This window comes from Pseudomonas sp. Pseusp10 (assembly GCF_059492225.1).
On record NZ_CP168528.1, the window covers coordinates 172,175 to 191,797 of the forward strand.

General features: G+C 61.1%; 13 protein-coding genes. 11 read left to right on the forward strand and 2 right to left on the reverse strand.

All coding sequences use genetic code 11. From position 1 onward, the window contains the following. Nucleotides 1–61 precede the first annotated feature (61 nt). Both choW and choV read left to right on the forward strand, forming a co-directional pair. The gene (choW, locus tag ACEN8Z_RS00740; protein ID WP_007985943.1) at nt 62–907 is read left to right on the forward strand and encodes a choline ABC transporter permease subunit; all 846 of its coding nucleotides are present in this window, start codon (nt 62–64) and stop codon (nt 905–907) included. Beyond that, on the forward strand, nt 904–2,082 hold the full coding sequence (choV, locus tag ACEN8Z_RS00745) for a choline ABC transporter ATP-binding protein (protein WP_007995661.1): 1,179 nt from the start codon (nt 904–906) through the stop codon (nt 2,080–2,082). Before choW ends, choV begins: the two co-directional genes overlap by 4 nt. 231 nt (nt 2,083–2,313) lie before the next feature. On the opposite strand, the gene ACEN8Z_RS00750 is transcribed toward choV, so the two are convergent. Then, nucleotides 2,314–4,254 carry a BCCT family transporter gene (locus ACEN8Z_RS00750; RefSeq protein ID WP_495598074.1) on the reverse strand — a complete coding sequence of 647 codons (1,941 nt, stop codon included), beginning with the start codon at nt 4,252–4,254 and terminating at the stop codon, nt 2,314–2,316. 380 nt (nt 4,255–4,634) lie between these two features. Between ACEN8Z_RS00750 and betI the strand changes: the two genes are divergently transcribed. The 9 genes from betI to yccS all read left to right on the forward strand — a co-directional run bounded on the left by betI (nt 4,635) and on the right by yccS (nt 18,590). After that, on the forward strand, nt 4,635–5,228 hold the full coding sequence (gene betI, locus ACEN8Z_RS00755) for a transcriptional regulator BetI (protein WP_495596482.1): 594 nt from the start codon (nt 4,635–4,637) through the stop codon (nt 5,226–5,228). A gap of 62 nt (nt 5,229–5,290) precedes the next feature. Then, nucleotides 5,291–6,763 carry a betaine-aldehyde dehydrogenase gene (gene betB, locus ACEN8Z_RS00760; protein ID WP_116261457.1) on the forward strand — a complete coding sequence of 491 codons (1,473 nt, stop codon included), beginning with the start codon at nt 5,291–5,293 and terminating at the stop codon, nt 6,761–6,763. A 159-nt stretch (nt 6,764–6,922) separates the two neighbouring features. Continuing rightward, nucleotides 6,923–8,623 carry a choline dehydrogenase gene (gene betA, locus ACEN8Z_RS00765; protein ID WP_495596483.1) on the forward strand — a complete coding sequence of 567 codons (1,701 nt, stop codon included), beginning with the start codon at nt 6,923–6,925 and terminating at the stop codon, nt 8,621–8,623. Nucleotides 8,624–8,907: 284 nt separating this feature from the next. Continuing rightward, nucleotides 8,908–10,350 carry a TldD/PmbA family protein gene (locus ACEN8Z_RS00770; protein ID WP_495596484.1) on the forward strand — a complete coding sequence of 481 codons (1,443 nt, stop codon included), beginning with the start codon at nt 8,908–8,910 and terminating at the stop codon, nt 10,348–10,350. Then, complete coding sequence (locus tag ACEN8Z_RS00775) at nt 10,350–11,687, forward strand: TldD/PmbA family protein (RefSeq protein ID WP_495596485.1); 1,338 nt, start codon at nt 10,350–10,352, stop codon at nt 11,685–11,687. Before ACEN8Z_RS00770 ends, ACEN8Z_RS00775 begins: the two co-directional genes overlap by 1 nt. A 169-nt stretch (nt 11,688–11,856) precedes the next feature. Further along, nucleotides 11,857–13,284 carry a multidrug transporter subunit MdtD gene (mdtD, locus tag ACEN8Z_RS00780; RefSeq protein WP_495596486.1) on the forward strand — a complete coding sequence of 476 codons (1,428 nt, stop codon included), beginning with the start codon at nt 11,857–11,859 and terminating at the stop codon, nt 13,282–13,284. Between the two features lie 230 nt (nt 13,285–13,514). Then, the gene (gene dbpA / locus ACEN8Z_RS00785) at nt 13,515–14,852 is read left to right on the forward strand and encodes an ATP-dependent RNA helicase DbpA (RefSeq protein WP_230853210.1); all 1,338 of its coding nucleotides are present in this window, start codon (nt 13,515–13,517) and stop codon (nt 14,850–14,852) included. Between the two features lie 155 nt (nt 14,853–15,007). Continuing rightward, nucleotides 15,008–16,186, forward strand: a complete 1,179-nt coding sequence (locus ACEN8Z_RS00790) for a BaiN/RdsA family NAD(P)/FAD-dependent oxidoreductase (protein WP_007995674.1) — start codon at nt 15,008–15,010, stop codon at nt 16,184–16,186. 220 nt (nt 16,187–16,406) lie between these two features. Continuing rightward, nucleotides 16,407–18,590, forward strand: a complete 2,184-nt coding sequence (gene yccS / locus ACEN8Z_RS00795) for a YccS family putative transporter (protein WP_495596487.1) — start codon at nt 16,407–16,409, stop codon at nt 18,588–18,590. A gap of 157 nt (nt 18,591–18,747) precedes the next feature. Here yccS and ACEN8Z_RS00800 read toward each other — a convergent pair whose 3' ends face one another. Continuing rightward, complete coding sequence (locus ACEN8Z_RS00800) at nt 18,748–19,485, reverse strand: substrate-binding periplasmic protein (protein ID WP_495596488.1); 738 nt, start codon at nt 19,483–19,485, stop codon at nt 18,748–18,750. Between the last annotated feature and the right edge of the window lie 138 nt (nt 19,486–19,623).

Sequence of the window (19,623 nt, forward strand, 5' to 3'; positions counted from 1 at the left end):
TATGCCGGACGGCCTCGGCCGTCCGGGCTGTTTATTTCCTTGCATGCGGACGTTCACTACCATGCTGATTGATCAGAAAATCCCCTTAGGCCAGTACATCGCGGGCTTCGTTGAATGGTTGACGCAACACGGCGCCAGCACCTTCGACGCAATCGCCGTGACACTGGAAACGATGATCCACGGCGTGACGTTTGCGCTGACCTGGTTCAACCCGCTGGTATTGATCGGCGTAATCGCACTACTGGCACACTTCATTCAACGCAAATGGGGCCTGACCGCGTTTGTCGTTGCCTCCTTTCTGCTGATCCTCAATCTGGGGTACTGGCAGGAAACCATGGAAACCCTCGCCCAGGTGATGTTCGCCACCCTGGTCTGCGTGGTCATTGGCGTGCCGCTGGGCATCGTCGCCGCGCACAAGCCGATGTTCTATACTTTAATGCGTCCGGTACTCGATCTGATGCAGACCGTACCGACGTTCGTGTACCTCATTCCTACCCTGACCCTCTTCGGTCTGGGTGTGGTCCCGGGCCTGATCTCCACGGTGGTGTTCGCGATTGCCGCGCCCATCCGCCTGACCTACCTGGGTATCCGCGATGTTCCGGAAGAGTTGATGGACGCCGGCAAGGCCTTTGGCTGCTCGCGCCGTCAGTTGCTCTCGCGAATCGAACTGCCCCACGCCATGCCAAGCATCGCGGCCGGCATCACCCAGTGCATCATGCTGTCCCTTTCGATGGTAGTGATCGCGGCACTGGTAGGCGCCGATGGCTTGGGCAAACCGGTGGTCAACGCACTGAACACTGCTGATATCGCCCTGGGCTTCGAAGCAGGCCTGGCGATCGTACTGCTGGCGATCATGCTCGACCGTATCTGCAAACAACCCGACGCCAAAGTAGGGGGTGATGCATGAGCATTATTCGCTTTGATAACGTTGACGTTATCTTCTCCAAGGATCCACGCGAGGCGCTCAAGCTGCTGGATCAGGGCATGACCCGCAACGAAATCCTGAAAAAGACCGGGCAGATTGTCGGCGTTGAAAAAGCCAGCCTGGATATCGAGAAAGGTGAGATCTGCGTACTGATGGGCCTGTCCGGCTCAGGTAAATCCAGCCTGCTGCGTTGCATCAACGGCCTCAACACCGTCAGCCGCGGCAAGCTGTTCGTCGAGCACGAAGGCAAGCAGATCGACATTGCGTCCTGCACCCCGGCAGAACTGAAAATGATGCGCACCAAGCGCATCGCGATGGTGTTCCAGAAGTTCGCTCTGATGCCCTGGCTGACCGTTCGCGAGAACATCAGCTTCGGCCTGGAGATGCAAGGTCGTCCCGAGAAGGAGCGGCGCAAGCTGGTGGACGACAAGCTTGAACTGGTGGGCCTGACCCAGTGGCGCAACAAGAAACCCAACGAGCTGTCCGGTGGTATGCAACAACGCGTGGGCCTGGCCCGTGCGCTGGCAATGGACGCCGACATCCTGCTGATGGACGAACCGTTCTCGGCCCTCGACCCGCTGATCCGCCAGGGCCTGCAAGACGAACTGCTGGAACTGCAACGCAAGCTGCACAAGACCATCGTCTTCGTGAGCCACGACCTCGATGAAGCGCTGAAACTGGGCAGCCGTATCGCGATCATGAAAGACGGCCGGATCATCCAGTACAGCAAGCCGGAAGAAATCGTCCTCAACCCTGCGGACGACTACGTGCGGACCTTCGTGGCCCACACCAACCCGCTGAACGTACTGTGCGGTCGCAGCCTGATGCGTACCCTGGATAACTGCAAACGCATCAACGGTTCGGTGTGCCTGGATCCGGGCGGCGATTCGTGGCTGGACCTGGCTGAAGGCAACACCATCAAGGGCGCGCGCAAGAACGGTTCGTCAATGGACCTGCAGAACTGGATTCCGGGGCAAGCCGTCGAAGGCCTGGAACGCAAGCCGACGCTGGTGGACTCCAGTATCGGCATGCGCGATGCGCTGCAGATTCGGTATCAGACCGGCAACAAACTGGTGCTGCACGACAACAACCACGTAGTGGGGATTCTGGGCGACAGCGAGCTGTATCACGCACTGCTCGGCAAGAACCTGGGGTAAGGCAGCAGAAACAAAAACGCCGCGATAAGATCGCGGCGTTTTTGTTTACGGGATATCGGGTCAAACAGCTTTGCGGCTGATGGCCCCTTCGCGGGCAAGCCCGCTCCCACATTCGACCGCATTCCTCTGTTAGAACTCGGTCACCTGTGGGAGCGGCGGTGCGACGATTCGACTTGCTCGCGAAGGACGCAACGCGGTGCTTCAGACAGAAACACCGCGCCCTATTGCTACTTAGCTGTAAACCCGGCCAAGGAGCTGCCGATGGCTTTCAAACTGATCGAGCACGTCACGGGTGATCTGATCCTGGGTGAAGCCCATCAAATCGTAGTCCTGGCTGCCGTTGTGCAGGTACACCTCGGCACGGTAGTAACGCTGACGCGCCTCATCGGACTGAGCCGATTCGGTCGGCGTGGCCAGGTAACCGTCCAGGCTCACTTCGTAGACAAACGGGTTGCCCTCTTCCATCTCGGTACGCAGGCCCATGCAGCGCTTGGACTTGCCCAGCAGCGTTTGCACATCCAGGCCTTGGGCGCGCATTTGCACGGCGGCATCTTCCAGCGCCGGGCTGACATGCTTGTCCATGAAGCGCTGAACGATCGACTGGCTCGGTTGCAGGTCCAGTTGGGTCAAACGCTCGCTGAAACCACGGCGACCGCGTGCCGCCAGTTCCGCTTGCTCCTGTTCAATCTGCACGTCCTGGCGCATGGCCTTGTGCAAGCCGAACATGAAGAACACCAGCACCACCGAGAACGGCAGACCGGCCAGCACCACCATGGTTTGCATGGCTTCGAAGTTGCCGGCGAACAGCAGGCCGATGGTCACCAGGGTGATCACCACCGACCAGAAGATCCGCAGCCAGTGCGGCGCGTCTTCATCAACGGTACCGCCCTTGCAAGACAGGTTGGCCATCATCACCGCGCCGGAATCCGCCGGGGTCAGGAACAGCACGAAACCGACAAAGATCGACACGCCGATCACCACCTTCGACGCCGGGTAATGCTCAAGCAACTGGTAGATCGCCATGGACGGCTGTTCCAGCGCGGTCTTCCCGAGCTCCACCGCCCCGTGATTCATCACCAGGTCCAAAGCCGAGTTACCGAAGATCGACAGCCAGGCCAGGGTGAAGCCCAGCGGAATCAGCAGCACGCCGGCTACCAGTTCGCGCACGGTGCGACCACGGGAAATACGTGCGATGAACATGCCCACGAATGGTGCCCAGGAAATCCACCAGGCCCAGTAGAACAGGGTCCACAGGCCCAGCCAGCGGTCGGACTTCTCACTGTCGCCTTCGTACACATAAAGGTCGAAAGTCTTCAGCACCACACCGTTCAGGTAGTCACCGACGTTCTGCACGAAACCGTTGAGCAGATGCAGGGTCGGGCCGAACAACAGGACGAAAATCAGCAGGCCGCTGAACAGCACAATGTTCAGGTTAGACAGACGACGGATGCCGTTTTCCACGCCCGACACGGCAGCGATGGTCGCCACGGTGCTCATCACGATGATCACGATCAGCAGGTTGGTGTTGCTGTGTTCCATGCCGAACAGGTTTTCCAGCCCCGACGACACTTGCAGCGAACCAATCCCCAGGTTGGTCACCAGCCCCAGCAGGGTCACGAACATGCCGAAGCCGTCCACCGCATGCCCCGCCGCGCCCTTGACCCAACGCTCGCCCACCAGCGGATACAACGCCGAACGCAACGCCAGCGGCTGGTTATGCCGGTAGGCAAAATACGCCACGGCCAACCCCACCAACGCATAAATCGCCCAGCCATGCAGGCCCCAGTGCAGGAATGTCAGCTGCACGGCCTGACGTGCCGCCAGGTTGCTGCCGGCCACGCCTTCCGGCGGATTGAAGTAGTGGTCCAGCGGCTCGGACGCACCGAAGTACAGCAACGAGATGCCGATACCCGAGGAGAACAGCATCCCCGCCCAGGCGCCGTAGCTGAAATCCGGGGTGTCATCCTTGCTGCCCAGTTTCAGTTTGCCGTAGGACGAAAACGCCAGGCCGACAACGAAAATCAGGTAGGCGGCAATCACCACCATGTAGTACCAGCCGAAGCTGCGGGACAACCAGGCTTGCGCCGTACCCAGCATTCTGCCGGCCTCTTGCGGGGCGATGATCAGAATGGCGGTCAACAACAGAATCAACGCGGTAGAGGTGTAGAACACCCAACCGTTGACCGTCACCTTCTCGGGTGGGGTCTTTATTAGCGAGGCAGAACTCATGGCACAGATGCTCCGGGCAGTGCGAGAGAAGAACGCAAGACAAACGAGTTACCCGACCAATCGGTTAGTGGGCAGCCGACCAGCGGGTGATATAAAGACAGCCCGAAAAAAGCCCGAAGCCCTTGAGACGCCGTGGCGCACAGGCTTCGAGCCGTTTCGGATGTCGGTTTGCCGCCAATTACACGTAGGAAAATCTGTAAACAGCGACGATTTGTCGCAGATCTTATTCTTTGTTGATTGAACGTTCAATCAAAACAAAATAGACTGGCCCTCAACCCGGTAGCCGTTTGACGTCTGCCGGAAGGCCTAAGGAGATGTGCAAGATGCCCAAGGTCGGTATGCAACCCATCCGCCGCCAGCAATTGATCGAAGCCACTTTGCAGGCCGTCGATCAGGTCGGAATGGGGGACGCCAGCATTGCGCTGATCGCCCGTTTGGCCGGTGTCTCGAATGGCATCATCAGTCATTACTTTCAGGACAAGAACGGCCTGATCGCCGCCACGATGCGGTATCTGATGAGCGTCCTCAGCGAGAACGTCACCCTGCGCCGTCAGGCGCTGGCAGATGACAGCCCCCGGGCGCATCTGCAGGTGATCATCGAAGGCAACTTCGACGCCAGCCAGGTCAATGGCCCGGCAATGAAAACCTGGCTGGCCTTCTGGGCCACCAGCATGCACCAGCCGTCTTTGCACAGGTTGCAGCGGATCAACGATCACCGTCTGTATTCCAACCTGTGCTGCCAGTTCCGCCGCGTGCTGCCGCTCCATGATGCGCGCAGCGCCGCCCGGGGCCTGGCAGCGTTGATTGACGGTTTGTGGTTGCGCGGTGCGCTGTCGGGAGATGCTTTCGACACCGAGCAGGCGCAACAGATCGCTTACGAATACATGGATACCCAACTGGCCAAGCGGGTGAGTTAGAGCACACATAAACGCTCAACCACCGAACCGCGCCAGCCACTTAATGCTCTTGCGAGGACTTTATGGCCCGTTTCGAACTGCAAAAACTCTACATCGATGGCGCGTACAGCGACGCCAGCAGCGACGCCACTTTCGAAGCCATCAACCCGGCTAACGGTGAAGTCCTCGCAAAAGTACAACGTGCGACCAAGGAAGACGTGGAGCGCGCCGTGGTCAGCGCCGAAAAGGGCCAGAAAATCTGGGCTGCGATGACCGCCATGGAGCGTTCGCGCATCCTGCGTCGTGCCGTGGAAATCCTGCGTGAGCGCAACGACGAACTGGCCGCCCTGGAAACCCTGGACACCGGCAAGGCCTACTCCGAAACCCGCTACGTCGACATCGTCACCGGCGCTGACGTGCTGGAGTACTACGCTGGCCTGGTTCCGGCCATCGAAGGCGAGCAGATTCCGCTGCGCACCACTTCGTTCGTCTACACCCGTCGCGAGCCGCTGGGCGTCGTCGCCGGTATCGGCGCGTGGAACTACCCGATCCAGATCGCCTTGTGGAAATCCGCACCTGCCCTGGCGGCCGGTAACGCGATGATCTTCAAGCCAAGCGAAGTCACCTCGCTGACCACTCTGAAACTGGCCGAGATCTACACCGAAGCCGGCGTGCCAAACGGCGTGTTCAACGTCCTGACCGGCAGCGGCCGTGAAGTCGGCACCTGGCTGACCGAGCACCCGCGCATCGAGAAAGTTTCCTTCACCGGCGGCACCGACACCGGCAAGAAAGTCATGGCCAGCGCTTCGAGCTCTTCGCTCAAGGACGTGACCATGGAACTGGGCGGCAAGTCGCCGCTGATCATCTGCGACGACGCCGACCTCGATCGCGCCGCCGACACCGCGATGATGGCCAACTTCTACAGCTCCGGTCAGGTCTGCACCAACGGCACCCGCGTGTTCGTACCGGCCCATCTGAAAGCCGCTTTCGAAGCCAAGATCGCCGAGCGTGTTGCACGCATCCGCATCGGCAACCCGGAAGATGAAAACACCAACTTCGGCCCACTGGTCAGCTTCGCCCACATGGAAAGCGTGCTGGGCTACATCGCCAAGGGCAAGGAAGAAGGTGCACGCCTGCTGTGCGGCGGCGAACGTCTGACCGACGGCGAATTCGCCAAAGGTGCGTTCGTGGCTCCGACCGTGTTCACCGACTGCACCGACGACATGACCATCGTCCGTGAAGAAATCTTTGGCCCGGTGATGGCGATCCTCGCCTACGAAACCGAAGAAGAAGTGATCCGTCGCGCCAACGACACCGACTTCGGCCTGGCCGCCGGTATCGTCACCCGCGACCTGAACCGCGCCCACCGCGTGATTCATCAACTGGAAGCCGGTATCTGCTGGATCAACGCCTGGGGCGAGTCCGACGCGAAGATGCCGGTTGGCGGCTACAAGCAGTCGGGTGTCGGCCGTGAGAACGGTATCAGCTCGCTGAACAACTTCACCCGCATCAAATCGGTACAGGTCGAGCTGGGCGATTACGTCTCGGTGTTCTAAGACGCACCCGCACAACCTGTAGCAGCTGCCGAGGTACGAGGCTGCGTTGGGCTGCGCAGCGGCCCCCCCCCCGAGGGCGGTCCTGCGGACACGCAACGCAGCCTCGTGCCTCGGCAGCTGCTACAGGCGACCTGACCAACTTCAAAGAGGGTGCATTCAATGTCCCAAGAATTCGACTACATCATCATCGGTGCCGGCTCCGCCGGTAACACCCTGGCGACCCGTCTGACTGAAGACGCAGGCGTCACCGTTCTGCTGCTCGAAGCAGGTGGCCCGGACTACCGCCTCGACTTCCGCACACAGATGCCGGCCGCCCTGGCGTTCCCGCTGCAAGGCCGTCGCTACAACTGGGCCTACGAAACCGATCCTGAGCCACACATGGACGGTCGTCGCATGGAATGCGGTCGCGGCAAGGGCCTGGGCGGTTCTTCGCTGATCAACGGCATGTGCTACATCCGCGGTAACGCCATGGACTACGACGGCTGGGCAAAACTGCCAGGCCTGGAAGACTGGACCTACCTCGACTGCCTGCCGTATTTCCGCAAGGCGGAAACCCGCGACATCGGCCCGAACGACTACCACGGTGGCGACGGCCCGGTCAGCGTGACCACGCCGAAAGCCGGCAACAACCCGTTGTTCCACGCCATGGTTGAAGCCGGCGTGCAGGCCGGTTACCCGCGCACCGAAGACCTCAACGGTTACCAGCAGGAAGGCTTCGGCCCGATGGACCGCACCGTAACGCCGAAGGGCCGTCGTGCCTCCACTGCCCGCGGTTACCTGGACGTGGCCAAGAAGCGTTCGACCCTGACCATCGTCACCCACGCCCTGACCGACAAGATCCTGTTCGAAGGCAAGCGTGCGGTCGGCGTGCGTTACCTGGTCGGCGCTGCCGAAGAACGCGTCGAAGTCAAAGCGCGCAAGGAAGTGCTGCTGTGCTCCGGCGCCATCGCTTCGCCGCAGATTCTGCAACGCTCCGGCGTCGGTCCGGCCGAGTTGCTGAAAAAGCTCGACATTCCGGTGGTCCACGACCTGCCGGGCGTTGGTGAAAACCTGCAGGATCACCTTGAGCTGTACCTGCAATACGCTTGCACCCAACCGGTCTCGCTGTACCCGTCGCTGCTCTTGCACAATCAGCCGGCCATCGGTGCCGAGTGGCTGTTCAACGGCACCGGCATCGGCGCCAGCAACCAGTTCGAAGCCGGCGGTTTCATCCGCACCCGTCCGGAATTCGAATGGCCGAACATCCAGTACCACTTCCTGCCGGTAGCGATTAACTACAACGGCAGCAACGGTGTGAAAGAGCACGGCTTCCAGGCGCACATGGGCTCCATGCGCTCGCCAAGCCGTGGTCGCATCCAGGCCAAGTCCAAGGACCCGCGCCAGCACCCGAGCATCCTGTTCAACTACATGGCCACCGAGCAGGACTGGCAGGAATTCCGCGACGGCATCCGCCTGACCCGTGAAATCATGCAACAGCCCGCGCTGGACGCCTTCCGCGGTCGCGAGATCAGCCCGGGCATCGAGGTGCAAACCGACGAGCAACTGGACAAGTTCATCCGCGAACACGCCGAAACCGCGTTCCACCCGTCCTGCTCGTGCAAGATGGGCACCGACGAAATGGCCGTGGTCGATGGCGAAGGTCGCGTGCATGGCATGCAAGGCCTGCGTGTCGTCGATGCCTCGATCATGCCGATCATCACCACCGGCAACCTCAACGCACCAACGATCATGATGGCCGAGAAAATCGCCGACAAGATCCGTGGTCGCAAGCCATTGCCGCGCAGCACAGCCACTTACTATGTGGCGGGTGGAGCGCCGGTGAGGGGCAAGCCGGTGCGGGAAGTGAGCCAGACGGCGTAAGGCGTTACACCGCGTCGAACCTATCGCGAGCAAGCTCGCTCCCACAGGTTTCGGGTTGGATTGCAGATTTGTGATCCAACCGGGACCAATGTGGGAGCGAGCTTGCTCGCGATGGGGTCCTGACAATCAGCACACATCTACCGATCAAACCCGGTAATCCCTCCCTCCACAGATCCAAACTTGATCCTCCCCCCCTCGCAAGCCTAATCTAGCGCCACGCAATCGTTTCACCCCTCCCCTCGCAGTACCGCTCTATCGCCACTCCACTCCAAGGAGGTTCACGAATGTTCGATTTCCATCCCCAGCTCAAGCAGCGCTTCGCTGCCTTGCGCACGGGTGCCGAATTCTTTTCCCTGCGTTATGTGCGCGAATCCGGGCAGTACCTGTCGGTGCGCAAGAACGTTGCCGAACCGCCAAGCCTGAGCCGTGACGAAGGGGCGATGCTGACCGTGCGGGTCAATGGCGTCGAGGCCTATGCGGCGACCAACGATTTGTCGCAACAGGGCCTGCAAGCCGCCCTCGAACGCGCCGAACTCCAGGCCCGTCGACTCAAACCGCACGCCTTGCTGGACCTGCGTAAACAGGCTGTTTCCAGCGACCGCGCCGATTACTTTTCACCCAGCCTCGACCAGGCCTTCCCGTCCTTGAGCGACTGCTACCAACTGCTCGGCGCCGAGTCGGCCGCCGTGCCCAGGGACGAGCGCCTGGTGAACTGGCAGGTCAGCCTCGGCATCACCAGCGTCGAACAGATCTACCTCAACAGCGCCGGTGCCGAACTGCGCCAGGCCCAACGCTTTGTCTACCCCGGCCTGGACGTCACGGCCTACGACGGCAACGACAGCCAGACCCGCAGCCTCGGCCGCGAGAACTTCGGCCAGCAAGGCGCGGCGGACGTCATCAGCCGCTGCGGCCTGATCGGTGCCGGCGCCCAGGTGGCCGATCAGGCCCTGCAATTGCTCCTGGCGCCGAACACCCCGCAAGGCAAGCGTGACCTGCTGCTGATGCCCGACCAGATGATGCTGCAAATCCACGAGTCCATCGGCCACCCGCTGGAGCTGGACCGCATCCTCGGTGACGAGCGCAACTACGCCGGCACCAGCTTCGTCAAAGCCAGTGATTTCGGCAGCCTGCAATATGGCTCCAGCCTGCTCAACGTGACCTTCGACCCGGACATCCCCGAGGAGCTTGCCAGTTACGGCCATGACGACGACGGCACGCCCGCCAGCAAACAGTTCCTGATCCGTGAAGGCCTGTTGCTGCGCCCGCTGGGCGGTGCGTTGTCGCAATTCCGTGCCGATATGGACGGCGTCGCCAATAGCCGCGCCTGCGGCTGGAACCGCCCGCCCATCGACCGCATGGCCAACCTCAATATCGAACCGGGCGACCGGTCCATTGAACAACTGATCGGCGGTATCGAACACGGCGTGCTGATGTCGACCAACCGTTCATGGTCGATCGACGACGCACGCAACAAATTCCAGTTCGGCTGCGAGTGGGGCCAACTGATCGAAAACGGCGAACTCAAGGGCGTGGTGAAGAATCCCAATTACAGGGGCATCTCCGCGCAGTTCTGGAAAAGCCTCAGCGCCGTCGGCGATGCCAGTACCTTCAAGGTCCTCGGCACACCGAACTGCGGCAAGGGCGAACCGAACCAGGTGATCCGCGTCGGTCACGCGTCACCGGCCTGCGTGTTCAGCAACGTTGATGTATTCGGAGGAGACGCCTGATGAATCCTTCAAAAAGCCAGACCGAGTCGTTCAAGGCGTTGGTCAACAGCCTGCGTGAAGCCCTCCATGAACCCGAGCAGTTCACCCTCAGCTACGCCGCCGAGTCGTCGGCCTTCGTGCGTTTCAACCACGCCAAGGTGCGTCAGGCCGGTCAGGTGCAGCAGGCGAATATCGGCCTGAAACTGATCAACGAAGGCCGGCATGCCGACCTGAACATCACCCTGGCCGGCGATCCCCAGGTTGATCTGCAACGTTTGACCGAAGGCCTGCAACAGCTGCGGGAAACCTTGCCATTGCTGCCTCAGGACCCTTATTTGCTGCTCAACCACAATGGCTGGCAGAGCAACAATGTGCAGGTGCACCCGCTGCCGGACACCGAGCAAGTGGTCGCTGAAATCACCCAGGCTGCCGAAGGCCTGGATCTGGTCGGTTTTTATGCTGCCGGGCCTATCAGTCGCGGCTTCGCCAGTTCTTCGGGCGCTTTCGGCTGGCATCAGGCCAACAGTTTCAACTTCGATTTCAGTCTGTTTCACGAGAACGGCCAAGCGGTGAAAGCCAGCTACGCCGGGCACGACTGGAGCAGCGAAGGCTTTGCCAAACGCTTCCAGCAAGCCCGCGAGCAGCTGGAGTTTCTGGGTCGGCCATTGCGGACGCTGGCCCCCGGTCAATACCGCGCCTACCTGGCGCCAGCCGCACTGGAGGAAATCATGGGCATGTTGTGCTGGGGTGGTTTCTCGGCACAGTCGATTGCCAGCAAAAGCAGCCCGCTGCAAAAACTCTACGCAGGTGACAGCGCGTTCAGCCAGCTGGTCTCGCTGGATGAAAAAGTCAGCGGCTCGCTGAGCCCGGCGTTTTCCGATGAGGGTTATCCACGCAGCGATCTGGGGTTGATCGTCGACGGCAAGGCCGGGGCGCAACTGGTCAGCTCGCGCAGCGCTGCGGAATACGGTTTGACCGCCAATGGTGCCAGCGGTGGCGAATCACCGAGCGCTCTGAACATGAAAGCCGGGGTATTGCCTGACGCCGACATTCTCAAGCAACTGGGTACGGGGCTGTACATCAGCAACCTGTGGTACCTGAACTTCTCGGATCAACCGGCCGCACGCCTGACCGGCATGACGCGGTTTGCCACGTTCTGGGTCGAGAACGGCGAGATTCAGGCACCAGTCAGCACCATGCGCTTTGATGACAGCGCCTTCAGCCTGCTCGGTTCGCAACTGGAAGCGCTGACCGAGGAGCGGGAGTTGTTGTTGTCGGCGAGCACCTACAGCCAGCGGGCGACAGCTTCGGCGTTGTTGCCGGGGGCACTCGTAAACCGGCTCACATTAACGTTGTAACCACAAACTCCCGGTACACCGGGAACCTTGTGGGAGCGAGCTTGCTCGCGATGAGGCCATTTCATTCAACATCAGTGTCGACTGAACTACCGCTATCGCGAGCAAGCTCGCTCCCACAATGACTGTGATCACCAAGTAATTTGCGTTGATTTCATCCACAAGAGGTCCCATGCCCAACCGCCCGCCTCTCGACCCTGTCACCGCCCGCTGGATTCCCTGGGTCGTCGCCATTGCCTTCTTCATGCAGTCCCTCGACGGGACGATTCTCAACACCGCCCTGCCGGCCATGGCCCGCGACCTGGCCGAAGATCCGCTACGCATGCAGGGCGTGATCATCGCCTACATGCTCACGGTCGCCTTGCTGATTCCCGCTTCTGGCTGGATCGCCGACCGCTTCGGCACCAGGAAAATCTTCTTCAGTGCGATTTTGCTGTTCAGCCTCGGCTCGCTGCTCTGCGCTTTGTCGAGCAGCCTGAGCCTGCTGATCGGCGCCCGGGTGATCCAGGGCCTGGGCGGCGCGTTGATGCTGCCGGTCGGGCGGCTAGTGGTGTTGCGCGCCTACCCGCGCTCGGAGCTGGTGCGGATCATGGGCTTCATCACCATTCCCGGGCTGCTCGGTCCCTTGATCGGCCCGACCATGGGCGGCTGGATGGTGCAATTCCTGACCTGGCACTGGATCTTCCTGATCAACCTGCCGGTGGGCCTGGTCGGTTGCTACGCCGTGTGGAAGTTCATCCCGGACCTGCGCGGCTCCGAACGCACCCGTTTCGATAGTCTGGGCTTCGTGCTGTTCGGCGCGGCGATGATTCTGATCACCATCGCCATGGAAGGCCTGGGCGAATTGCACCTGCCGCACCTGCGGGTAATGTTATTGCTGTTCGGCGGCATGGCTTGCCTGGCGGCGTACTGGCTGCGCGCCGGGCATGTCGAAAACCCGTTGTTCGCACCGTCACTGTTCAAGACCCGGACCTTTGCCGTCGGCATTCTCGGCAACCTGTTCGCCCGTCTTGGCAGCGGTGCCCTGCCCTTTCTGGTGCCGTTGCTGCTGCAAGTGGCGCTGGGCTATTCGCCATCCCAGGCCGGGATGAGCATGCTGCCGCTGGCCGCGGCAGCGATGATCGCCAAGTGGGTCGCGCGGCCGCTGATCGAGCGCTTGGGTTATCGCATCGTGCTGACCGGCAACACCCTGGCGCTGGGCATCATGCTGGCGAGCATGGGCCTGGTCAGCGAACAGACGCCGTACTGGCTGCTGCTGTGCCTGCTGGCGATCCTTGGCGCGATCAACTCTCTGCAGTTCACCGCGATGAATACCGTGACCCTGATCGACCTCGACGACGCCAGCGCCAGCAGCGGCAACAGCCTGCTGTCGGTGGTCGCGCAGTTGTCCCTGAGCCTGGGCGTTGCCTGTGCCGGTGCGTTGCTCGGCGGCTTTACGGCGGAAATTGGAAATGACGGCGTGGAGACGGTGCTGGGCGCATTCCAGCTGACGTTTGTGACTGTCGGGATCATGGCCATGTTGGCTGCAACCATCTTCTCGCAACTTTCACCAAAGGATGGCCGACGGATGGCCAGCCGTGAACACGACATAGAGCACTGACTTGTAGCAGCTGCCGAGGCACGAGGCTGCGTTGCGTGTCCGCAGGACCGCCCTCAGGGGCTACTTCGTAGCCCAACGCAGCCTCGTGCCTCGGCAGCTGCTACGACTATTCGTCCAGAATTTGCAGGTGAAGAGCATGGGACTGGTACACTGCGCGACATTTTGTTTTGCAGGCCAGTCCCGTGACCACCATCGCCACCGAATTTAATACTTTGCCGCTGTCCGCCGCCATGCTGGCTAACCTCGACTCCCTCGGTTATGCCCAGATGACGCCGATCCAGGCGCAAAGCTTGCCGGTGATCCTCAAGGGGATGGACCTGATCGCCCAGGCCAAGACCGGCAGCGGCAAGACCGCGGCCTTCGGCATCGGCCTGCTGAACCCGATCAATCCGCGTTACTTCGGCTGCCAGGCACTGATCCTGTGCCCGACCCGCGAGCTGGCTGACCAGGTCGCCAAGGAAATCCGTCGCCTGGCCCGTGCCGAAGACAACATCAAGGTCCTGACCCTGTGCGGCGGCGTGTCCCTCGGCCCGCAGATCGCCTCGCTGGAACACGGCGCGCACATCATCGTCGGCACTCCGGGGCGCATCCAGCAGCACCTGCGCAAAGGTTCGCTTGTACTCCACGGCCTGAACACCCTGATCCTCGACGAAGCAGACCGCATGCTCGACATGGGTTTCTACGATTCCATCGAAGAAATCATCATGCAGGCCCCGGAGCGTCGCCAGACCCTGCTGTTCTCCGCCACCTACCCGGTAGGCATCAAGCAGTTGGCCTCGAAGTTCATGCGCAACCCGCAGCAGGTGAAGGCCGAGGCGTTCCACGACGACACCCAGATCGAGCAGCGCTTCTACGAGATCTCCCCGGATGACCGCATGAGTGCGGTGACCAAGGTGCTTGGCCACTTCCGCCCGGCCTCCTGCGTGGCCTTCTGCTTCACCAAGCAGCAGGTTCAGGAAACCGTCGATCACCTGACCGCCAAAGGCATCTCCGCCGTCGGCCTGCACGGCGATCTGGAACAGCGTGACCGCGACCAGGTGCTGGCGATGTTCGCCAACCGCAGTACTTCGGTGCTGGTGGCGACCGACGTCGCTGCGCGCGGCCTCGATATCGACTCGCTGGACATGGTGATCAACGTCGAATTGGCCCGTGATTCGGAAATCCACATTCACCGCGTCGGCCGTACTGGCCGCGCCGGTGAGAAAGGCCTGGCCATCAGCCTGGTGGCGCCGTCCGAAGCGCAACGCGCCCAGGCCATCGAACAACTGCAGAAGACACCATTGACTTGGGATCAGGTGGACAACCTCACCTCCAAGGGCGGCGGCCCGCTGCTGCCACAGATGAGCACCCTGTGCATCGCTGCCGGCCGCAAGGACAAGGTTCGCCCCGGCGACATTCTCGGCGCACTGACCGGTGACGCCGGCATCCCCGGTGCCCAGGTCGGCAAGATCGCGATTTTCGACTTCCAGGCCTATGTGGCCGTGGAACGCGGCGTCGCCAAACAGGCCTTGCAGCGCTTGAACGACGGCAAGATCAAGGGTCGTTCGTTGCGCGTGCGTATCCTGTAAAAACGCATCGCCCCCCCCTGTAGGAGCGAGCCTGCTCGCGATGGACGACAGAACACCGCTGGGTATCAGACACCCCGCGTTATCGTTGACGTCCATCACGAGCAGGCTCGCTCCTACAGGTTTGTTTTGTGGTGAGTCATCAAGAGGACACCGTTTTGCGCTCTACCGAAGTCGTGATCATTGGCGCTGGCGCCGCAGGGTTGATGTGTGCACTGACCGCCGCCGGGCGCGGACGCAAGGTGTTGCTGCTTGACCATGCCAACAAGGCCGGCAAGAAAATCCTGATGTCGGGCGGTGGCCGCTGCAATTTCACCAACATGTACACCGAACCGGGCAATTTCCTCTCGCAGAACGCGCACTTCTGCAAATCCGCCCTGGCCCGTTACACCCAATGGGATTTCATCGGCATGGTGGCCAAGCACGGCGTGCCGTACCACGAGAAAAAACTCGGCCAGCTGTTCTGCGATAACAAATCCAGCGACATCCTCGAAATGCTGCTGAACGAGTGCGATCAGGTCGGCGTCAGCCTGCACCTGGACACGTCGATCCAGGCGATCGAGAAGCTTGAGCAGGGCTATTTGCTGGACACGACACTCGGCCAATTGACGTGCGAATCCCTGGTGATCGCCACCGGCGGCCTGTCGATCCCGACCCTGGGCGCCACCGGTTTCGGTTACCAGGTGGCCAGGCAATTCGGTCACGAGCTGCTGCCGACCCGCGCCGGCCTGGTGCCGTTCACCATCACCGACCAGCTCAAGGCCTTGTGCACTGAATTGTCCGGCACCTCGGTGGATTGCCTGGTGAGCTGCAACGATCAGAGCTTCCGCGAGAACATTCTGTTCACCCACCGCGGACTCAGCGGCCCGGCGATTTTGCAGATCTCGTCGTTCTGGGAGTCCGGCGATACCGTCGAGATCAACCTGCTGCCCGATCACGACGTGCCGGGCTGGCTGCAACAGCAACAGGCCGAACGCCCCAACAGCGAGTTGAAAACCCTGCTCGGGGAAATTTTCACCAAGAAGATGGCCAACCTGCTGGCGGACAACTGGTTCGTCTCCAAACCGATGAAACAGTACACCCACGCGGAACTGGCCGATATCGCGGAAAAACTGGCGAGCTGGAAAGTCGTGCCGGCGGGCACCGAAGGCTATCGCACCGCCGAGGTGACCCTGGGCGGCGTCAACACCAATGAAGTGTCGTCCAAGACCATGGAGTCGTTGAAAAGCCCGGGCCTGTACTTCATCGGCGAAGTGCTCGATGTGACCGGGCATCTGGGCGGCTTCAACTTCCAGTGGGCGTGGGCCTCCGGTTACGCGGCTGCGCAGTACGTCTGATTCAACACAATACCTGTAGGAGCGAGCCTGCTCGCGATAGCGGTCTGACGGTCGACATCAATGTTGAATGTACCGGCCTCATCGCGAGCAGGCTCGCTCCTACATTGAATACGTGCGGCATCAAGGAACAGATTTTGCTGTCTGATGTGATCGGCGCCATTGCGTCGGCGTCATTAGTGGCTCAATTTAGCGTCATTGCCTCGGAAGGCCTTCGCATTTCATGTCATCGACTTCATTCCGCCAGTCTCTGCGTCGCCTCTGGGCGCTGGATAAATTCAGCTACAGCGTGCGGGTATTCATTGCCCTGACCGGCACTATGGCGCTGTGTTGGTATCAGGACGAAATGGGCCTGTTGATCCCGTTGTTCCTGGGGATTATCGCCAGCGCCCTGGCCGAGACCGACGACAGCTGGCAGGGCCGTCTCAACGCGCTGGCCGTGACGTTGGTGTGCTTCGCCGTCGCCGCCCTGTCCGTCGAACTGCTTTTCCCCTACCCCTCGCTGTTTATCATCGCCTTCGCCCTGGCCGCGTTCTGCCTGACCATGCTTGGCGCCCTCGGCGAGCGCTATGGCGCGATTGCCTCGGCGACACTGATTCTGTCGGTCTACACCATGATTGGCGTGGACCAGCGTGGCGGTGCGGTCATCGATGTCTGGCACGAACCGGTGCTGCTGGTGGCCGGTGCCGCCTGGTACGGCCTGCTCTCGGTGTTGTGGCAGGCGCTGTTTTCCAATCAGCCGGTGCAACAGAGCCTGGCGCGATTGTTCCGCGAGCTGGGCTTTTACCTGAAGCTGAAATCCTCGCTGTTCGAACCGATCCGGCAGATGGACGTGGAGGCGCGGCGCCTGGAACTGGCCCAGCAGAACGGCCGGGTGGTGGCGGCACTGAACGCCGCCAAGGAGATCATCCTGCACCGGGTCGGCAACGGTCGCCCGGGGTCGAAAGTCAGCCGCTACCTCAAGCTGTACTTCCTCGCCCAGGACATCCACGAACGCGCCAGCTCTTCGCACTACCCTTATAACGCCCTGGCCGATGCGTTTTTCCACAGCGACGTGCTGTTCCGTTGCCAGCGCCTGTTGCGCCAGCAAGGCAAAGCCTGCCGAGCCCTGGCCGAATCGATCCAGATGCGCCAGCCATTCACCTATGACGCCAGTTTCGCCGAGGCCCTGAGCGACCTGGATGCCTCTCTCGAACACCTGCGCATCCAGAGCAACCCGGCCTGGCGCGGCTTGCTGCGTTCACTGCGGGCACTGGCGGCCAACCTCGGCACCCTCGACCGCTTGCTCAGCGATGCCAGTAACCCGGACGCTCTGGCCGACGCCACCGACAGCAGCTTGCTTGACCGTTCGCCGCGCAATCTCAAGGACGTGTGGCTGCGCTTGCGCACGCAGCTGACGCCGACCTCGCTGCTGTTCCGCCATGCCCTGCGATTGCCCCTGGCGTTGAGTATCGGCTATGCCATGGTGCATTTGATCCACCCGTCCCAAGGTTACTGGATCATCCTCACCACACTGTTTGTCTGCCAGCCGAACTATGGCGCCACCCGCCGCAAACTCGGTCAGCGAATCATTGGCACCGCCATCGGCCTGACCCTGGCCTGGGCGCTGTTCGACCTGTTCCCGAACCCGCTGATCCAGTCGTGTTTCGCCATCGCCGCCGGGGTGGTGTTCTTTACCAACCGCACTACCCGCTACACCCTGGCGACGGCGGCAATCACCTTGATGGTGCTGTTCTGCTTCAACCAGGTGGGTGACGGTTACGGGCTGTTCCTGCCACGGTTGTTCGATACCTTGCTCGGCAGCCTGATCGCCGGGCTGGCGGTGTTCCTGTTCCTGCCGGACTGGCAGGGGCGGCGCCTGAACAAAGTGCTGGCCAATACCCTGGCCTGCAACAGCATTTACCTGCGCCAGATCATGCAGCAATACGCTGCGGGCAAAAGCGACGACCTGGCCTACCGCCTGGCCCGCCGCAACGCGCACAACGCCGACGCGGCGCTGTCGACCACACTGGCCAACATGCTGATGGAGCCGGGACACTTTCGTAAGGAAGCGGATGTCGGCTTTCGCTTCCTGGTGCTGTCGCACACGCTGCTCAGCTACCTGTCGGGCCTTGGCGCACACCGGGAAACCCAACTGCCGGCGGACGTGCATGAACATTTGATCGACGGGGCCGGGGTGAAACTGGCCGCCAGCATCGACGAGATCGCCCAAGGGCTGGCGAGCAAGTCTTCGGTTGCGATTCAGAGTGATGAAGAAGAAGCGCTGGCCAATGAACTGGAACAGATGCCCGATGAAATCGATGAAGGCCAGCGGCTGGTGCAGACGCAACTGGCGCTGATTTGTCGTCAGCTCGGGCCGTTGCGGACGTTGGCGGCGCATCTCATCAAGGATACGAGTGAGGATTGAGAACTCTGCTGTCTGAGCGGGCCTCATCGCGGGCAAGCCCGCTCCCACAGTAGATCTTCAGTCGACACAAGTTTTGTGAACACCAGTGAACCCCTGTGGGAGCGGGCTTGCCCGCGAAGAGGCCGGCAAAAACAACATAGATTCTGGATCAGCCTACTCACATCCCATGCTGCTTCATCAACTTGTCATAACTGCCATCCGCCTTCATCGCCGCGATCTCGCGGTCGAAACCGGCGACAATCTGCCCATGCTGCGGATTCTTCAGGCTGACCAGAATATGCAGGCTGTTCTCGCTCAAGGGCCTGGGCAGGAATTCCACGGCATTACGTACCTTGGGTGACTCACGGGCCAGGTAGTAGCGAGCAACGTATTCGTCTTCCAGTGTCAGTTTGACCCGGTCGGCCGCGAGCATGCGCACCGCCATGGCGAAACTGTGCACGGGGATTTTCTGCAACGACTCGTCGTTGTCGAACGAGGGCGAATAAGCGTAACCACGCACGATGGCAATCGGATAAGTGTGCAATTGCTGCAGGCTATTGAATTCGATGGGCGCGTCTTTGCGCTTGAGAAAACGCACGCGATTGAGCAGGTACTCGCCAGAAAACTGGCCGAATTTTGTACGCTCGTCGTTGTACCAGGCGTTGACCAGCACGTCGTATCGGCCCTCGCCCAATCCCATCAAGGCCCGTGCCCAGGGCACCTGCTCGAACTCACTGGCATAGCCGGCCCTGGCGAGCGCGGTACTGACAATGTCCGTGGCCAGACCACCGTTGGCAAGCGTGGCATCGGTAAAGGGGGGCCAGGCATCAGCGACCAACCGCAGTTTTTCTGCTGCTGCCCCCTGAACCAGCAACAGCAATCCAATCAAAGCAAACGCTCGATGCAATCGCGGCATGCTAGAGAATCCTTAGCGGGCGGGTTGCCCGACGTGTTTTCAGCCAAAACCCCAAGGCCCCGTACCGGCATGACCCGGGTACTAAACATTAGCTCATCGAAGCCACAGCACAGCGCTTCGATCCAGATTACACAAAGA

Coding starts and splice junctions, on each gene's coding strand:
- yccS (WP_495596487.1), top strand. CDS start 16,407: ATGTCATCGACTTCATTCCGCCAGTCTCTGCGTCGCCTCTGGGCGCTG.
- mdtD (WP_495596486.1), top strand. CDS start 11,857: ATGCCCAACCGCCCGCCTCTCGACCCTGTCACCGCCCGCTGGATTCCC.
- betI (WP_495596482.1), top strand. CDS start 4,635: ATGCCCAAGGTCGGTATGCAACCCATCCGCCGCCAGCAATTGATCGAA.
- betB (WP_116261457.1), top strand. CDS start 5,291: ATGGCCCGTTTCGAACTGCAAAAACTCTACATCGATGGCGCGTACAGC.
- ACEN8Z_RS00770 (WP_495596484.1), top strand. CDS start 8,908: ATGTTCGATTTCCATCCCCAGCTCAAGCAGCGCTTCGCTGCCTTGCGC.
- ACEN8Z_RS00775 (WP_495596485.1), top strand. CDS start 10,350: ATGAATCCTTCAAAAAGCCAGACCGAGTCGTTCAAGGCGTTGGTCAAC.
- choW (WP_007985943.1), top strand. CDS start 62: ATGCTGATTGATCAGAAAATCCCCTTAGGCCAGTACATCGCGGGCTTC.
- betA (WP_495596483.1), top strand. CDS start 6,923: ATGTCCCAAGAATTCGACTACATCATCATCGGTGCCGGCTCCGCCGGT.
- choV (WP_007995661.1), top strand. CDS start 904: ATGAGCATTATTCGCTTTGATAACGTTGACGTTATCTTCTCCAAGGAT.
- dbpA (WP_230853210.1), top strand. CDS start 13,515: ATGCTGGCTAACCTCGACTCCCTCGGTTATGCCCAGATGACGCCGATC.
- ACEN8Z_RS00800 (WP_495596488.1), bottom strand. CDS start 19,485: ATGCCGCGATTGCATCGAGCGTTTGCTTTGATTGGATTGCTGTTGCTG.